Annotated in this window: 6 protein-coding genes; 5 read left to right on the forward strand and 1 reads right to left on the reverse strand. The window is 48.7% G+C overall.

What is annotated here, in order from left to right:
- The 5 genes from PHU49_14315 to PHU49_14335 all read left to right on the forward strand — a co-directional run.
- Positions 1-1,113 (forward strand): SLBB domain-containing protein (locus PHU49_14315; GenBank protein MDD5245179.1); only part of this gene is annotated, 1,113 nt, incomplete at its 5' end.
- A 59-nt stretch (positions 1,114-1,172) separates the two neighbouring features.
- Complete coding sequence (locus PHU49_14320) at positions 1,173-3,260, forward strand: YjbH domain-containing protein (GenBank protein ID MDD5245180.1); 2,088 nt, start codon at positions 1,173-1,175, stop codon at positions 3,258-3,260.
- A gap of 43 nt (positions 3,261-3,303) precedes the next feature.
- Positions 3,304-3,615: a hypothetical protein gene (locus PHU49_14325; protein MDD5245181.1), complete on the forward strand. Its 312-nt coding sequence runs from the start codon at positions 3,304-3,306 to the stop codon at positions 3,613-3,615.
- A gap of 65 nt (positions 3,616-3,680) precedes the next feature.
- The gene (locus PHU49_14330) at positions 3,681-4,175 is read left to right on the forward strand and encodes a hypothetical protein (protein MDD5245182.1); all 495 of its coding nucleotides are present in this window, start codon (positions 3,681-3,683) and stop codon (positions 4,173-4,175) included.
- A gap of 41 nt (positions 4,176-4,216) precedes the next feature.
- A complete protein-coding gene (locus PHU49_14335; GenBank protein MDD5245183.1) occupies positions 4,217-4,711 on the forward strand; it encodes a hypothetical protein in 495 nt (164 codons plus the stop codon).
- A 153-nt stretch (positions 4,712-4,864) separates the two neighbouring features.
- Here the strand turns inward: PHU49_14335 and PHU49_14340 are convergent, their stop codons facing one another.
- Positions 4,865-5,056: a DUF6485 family protein gene (locus PHU49_14340; protein ID MDD5245184.1), complete on the reverse strand. Its 192-nt coding sequence runs from the start codon at positions 5,054-5,056 to the stop codon at positions 4,865-4,867.
- Positions 5,057-5,209 lie beyond the last annotated feature (153 nt).

Below are 5,209 nucleotides of genomic sequence, written 5' to 3' on the forward strand. Positions count from 1 at the left end.
GGGGATCTGGTAAAGGTGTTCGCGGTGGTTGATACGAAGAACACGATACAGATTAGCGGGCCTGTGGCCAATCCCGGCGCATATGGCATCACTCCCGGCGCTACAAGGATTAAGGATGTTATCTCCTTGTCGGGGGGCATGCTCTATTACGCATCAAACGATGCTGAGCTTACGCGCGTCAAAGTAACCCAATCGGGTCCACAGACGGAAAGGCTGGCGATCGATCTGTCAAAGGCCATGCAGGGCGACCCCCAGCATAATATCACCATGGAGATAAACGATTACCTCTTCGTCCGCTCTGTGCCGGAATGGGATCTTTACAAGACAGTGACCGTGGGCGGCGAGGTCAAATACCCGGGTGTGTATACGGTCCAGAAGGGGGAGAGGCTGTCTTCGATGCTGGAGAGGGCCGGAGGATATACGGATAAGGCCTATCTAAGGGGTGCGGTATTTACGCGGGCAAGGGTCAGGGAGCTTCAGCAGAAGAACCTCGAAGAGATCAGCACCAGGCTTGAGCGCGAACTGCTCTCTGTAAGCGCTGGCGAGATGGGCACGATAACCTCTCAGGAAGAGTTGGCTGCGAAAAGGGCTGACTATGCGCAGAAGCAGAAATTCATTAATACATTAAAGAGCCTGAAGGCAACCGGCAGGTTCACCATACGGCTTGCGCATCTTCGCTTGCTGAAAGGCAGTGAGTATGATATAGAGCTTGAGGAAGGCGATACCCTTTATATCCCGTCGGCAATTAATGTTGTGAATGTTGCAGGCTCTACGATGTTCCAGGGAAGCTTCCTGTATTCTGATAATCTCAGCTACAAGGACTATATAGACATGTCAGGCGGATATACGAGGAACGCGGACGAGAGCAATATCTTTATCTTGAAAGTGGACGGCTCTGCGATGAAGCCAAAGAGCTCGATCTTCTGGAATTCCAACCGGTCCAGGTGGGAGCTGGCGGCCTTTGGCGAGACCATCAAGGAGGTGGAGCCTGGCGATACCATTGTGGTGCCCGAGAAGATTGAGCGCGTGGCATGGCTCAGAGATATAAAGGATATTACACAGATCCTTGCCAATGTTGCCCTCACCGCCGGTGTGTTCAAGGCGCTCTATTAGCCGGGAATCACGAACAGGTATGGATACATGCATTTACCCTCCTCCATTGACAGGCAATAGTGCAAAACGTTCTCCATAAGCTCTGTTGGATCTTTTTGTTCCTGTTGTTGTTCTCCGCTCTCCGCTCTCCGCTCTCCGCTGATCTTTATGCCGATGACGAGCCCTTCACCTATCCTTCGAATCAAGGGTTTACGGGTATCATGGAGACACCCACGGCAAGGGTCATGAAAGAAAACCATTACCGTGTGGGCGTAAGCCAGATACACCCATACAGGTACTACTATCTGGCCTTCAGCCCGCTCAAGGGGGTTGAGCTTGACGGGAGGGTAACGGAGGTCATCGGTGTGAAGGCGAATCCGGGAGACCCTTACTGGAGCGGATATGGAAACCAAAAGGATAAATATTTCGGGTTCAAGTATCAGTTCATAAAGGAAGATAAATTTCTACCCGCTATCGCGCTGAGCATCATGGACCCCACGGGAACGAGGGTCTATCCTTCGCAGTCCATCATTGCAAGCAAACAGCTATACCCCTTCGATTTTACCCTCGGTTTCGGCAATGGGAGGTTCGGGAAGACCCAATTGCCGCCACAGGGAGAAGGGTTCAAGATCGAGCTTTTCAGTAACCCCAGGACCTGGGCAAAGGATTCGCAATTCTTCTGGGGTATCCAGTGGGCTATCTCCGATCACTATGCGTTGATGGTTGAGTACAGCCCGATCCAGTACGAAAAACAGACGCGGGACCCTGCGCAGGCAAAATACTTTCAGGACCCTGTGCCTTCCCAGTTTAATTACGGCCTTCGCTGGAGGCCATTCAAGTTCGCAGAGGTCGACATAAGTTATCAGAGGGGAGAGGAGTTCGGGGTAAACCTTTCGATGAACTTTGACATAGGACAGCCGATCATCCCCATCTATGATCAGGCATACAGGGAAAGGCAGGAAGACAAGACAGCCCCGATAAACAAACGGTTGACAACGGCACTGCACAGATCAGGTTTTAGCAGCATAGGGGTATTGTTCGACAGGAACGACCTGTGGGTAAGGGCTCAGAATGACAAATACTACTACAGCACCAGGGCAATAGGGGTCATTACAAAGATCATCAACGATATTGTCCCGCCCCACATCCAGAATATCCATATTACTCTCACCGATAACGGAATATCCATCTTCGAACTCGATACGACGAGATACGACATCGCAGAATTTTACAGGGATAAACTGACGGCAAGCCAATTTTTTTACCTGTCTAAGATCAACACAACAATAGGCGGGCCGCCCGATATACCCATCGAGAATAAAAAACCCTTCGATTATAACATCAAGCCGTCTCTGCAGACATTCCTCAACGACCCGTCAGGTTTTTTTAAATACCGGCTCGGCGCTGAAGCGTTGGTAAGTTATCGACCCTGGAGAGGCGGCTCCTTCGTTGTAGGACCGGGGGTCTACCCTCTGAACAATATTTCAACAGTGAATGAACCGTTGTTGGATAACGTAAGGACCGACATCATTGACTATCAAAAGAAAAGGTTCTCCCTGCCGCGGCTTTTGTTTGACCAGGTAGGCAAGATGAATAATGAGATCTATGGAAGGTTTTCGGCAGGATTCCTGGAGATCGAGTATGGAGGGTTCGACGGTGAGATCGCTAAGCCTTTGAAAAATGGCAGGTTTGTCGTGGGCCTCAGCGGGACGCTGGCAAAAAAAAGGGACCCCGATTCGGTCTTCGCGTTTAAGGATGATGACAGGAAGGCTTATTACACCTCGTTTGTGAATGCCCGCCTCAACGTGCCCGAATACGATCTCGCGTTCGATGCAAAGACCGGGAGGTTTCTGGGGGGTGATTTCGGGTCACGGTTCAGCGTCTCTAAATTCATCAACGGCGTAATCCTTACTGCATGGTACAGCGTGACAGACACGTCCGGCTTTCGCGATAGTTACAACAGGGGCTACCACGACAAGGGTATTGCCCTCGTGATACCGTTCAGGCTGTTCACCGGAAGGGATTCAAAGACGAACTTCAACTATGCTATCTCACCCTGGACAAGGGATGTTGCACAGGACATAAACCATTATAATCCATTGTTTGATTTCATAGGCCGGAACACCAAAATATTCCTTGACAGGGACAGGGACATGATATATAAATGATGAATAAACCTTGTTATACAATATGGTGGGGAGGTATTTCAAAATGAAGGGTATTAGTAAGCTTACAGTTATTTTTGTCGCACTATTATTTATGGCAGGTTTTGTTGTCCCGTCAACGATCTATGCACAGGCAGCTGAAGGCGGAGCCGGTGGAGGTGCAGCAGGAGCCGGTGGCGGAGCCGGTGGAGGCGCGGCAGGTGCCGGCGCGGCAGGAGGAGCAGCAGGTGCTGGTGCAGCAGCAGGAGTTAGCGCCGGTACTATTGCGGGGGCAGCAGTTGGCGCGGCAGCAATCGCAGCAGGCGTTGCGGCAGCATCAAGCAGCAGCAGCAGCGACACACCAACCGTACACCACTGAAAAAGAGTATTTCTATCATATTATGCATTAAGGCTGGAAAATATTTTCCAGCCTTAATCTTTCCGATGAAGAAAATCGCCATAACGACCTTTATTGCTTTGCTCATGATTCAGCTTTCATTGAACGGTTATTGCCAGAAACCCAGCGATGAAGAGGATCGGATACTCATAGCCGCAGAATCAATATTCAAGGCAATGAAAAAGAGAGATTACCCGAAGATATGGACCCTCCTGACGAGTGCTTCAAAAGATTACATCATCGATGATATCTTAAAGGAAGAGGCCAGAAGGGGTGAACAGTACTCGCGGGAAGCGATACATGATGATTTCACTACAGGCGGCGGATTGGCAAATGCGTACTGGAGCAATTATGTTGAGGTCTTTGATCCTGATATTGTTCTGGAGCAAAGCAGATGGCAGATGGGCAAGGTTGCAAAAGGGAAGGCTATCGTTATCATCAAGTACCATAAATCCGACAGACCCGCGGAGTTGCAGATGGTCAATGAAAACGGGACCTGGAAAGTAGGTCTTGAAGAGACCTTCCGGCCTTCACGGCGATAGTTTTTGTAATCAACGCAGATGAATATACAGAAGAGGATATAATGGCTGACTACGATGATGAAAGACCGAACTGGCGTGAACTCGACAGAAGAAAGGACAAAAGCGGGTTCTATGGAAGACAGGAGAAAGGTGAAAAGGGTGCTAAAAAGGAAGGGCCGAAAAACAGGTGGCAGTCGGGCAGGATAAAAGACGCGCTGGACAGGATCTTCCTTGGCGACAAAGGCACGCCGGAACATGATAAACTGTACGGCAAGCTCCATAGTTCCTATGGCTCCGGAAGCTTCCTGAAACATGTGAGCACATACATGGGGAAATATGGACTACCCGATGATGCCCCAACCCTTTTGCTCATACTCGATACAAAGAATGAAGGTATTGTGACGAAAACTATAGAAAAGCTGAAAGGGATCTACAACTCACTACAGGCACGACAGAAAGAGGACGTAAGAAGAAAGTTATCGATCCTTGCCATGGCCGATAGATCGCAGAAGACGCGGCAACGGGCAGGGGAGGCCTTGGAGGAACTCAGAAAGTAAAAGCATTTTCCGTATATCGTATATAGTGGTTCGTATATCGGATAAAACAAATTACAAAGCGCCGATCTCCTCGCACTTTATGTTTTTCCTCTAACGCCTCATGGTTTTCTCTATAAGCTCGATATACGATATACGAACTACTATATACATGTTCTATTTATTTTCCATGACAAAACACCTGTACGATCTGTCATAGGAGCGTTCACCTTCTTTTGAGAAGAAGCAGCCCGGTATCTGTTTCATCTTTCTGTGGTATGCGACACATTCGCAGCACTTGCCTTTTCTGCTGCATCCTTCATAGGTGCACGTGCATGACTCTTTGTTCTTTTCGATAGTACATTCCATCACCGTTCTCCCTTACAAAATCTTGTTGCTATTATATTAAATAACCAATAACCAAACATCAATCACCAATTAATAACCAATGACCGAATACCCAAACGGGAAACAATACCGGAAAGCTCTTGTTTGGTTATTGAATATTGGGTATTGGTGATT

The sequence above is a fragment of the Syntrophorhabdaceae bacterium genome (assembly GCA_028713955.1).
GTDB lineage: Bacteria > Desulfobacterota > Syntrophorhabdia > Syntrophorhabdales > Syntrophorhabdaceae > UBA5609.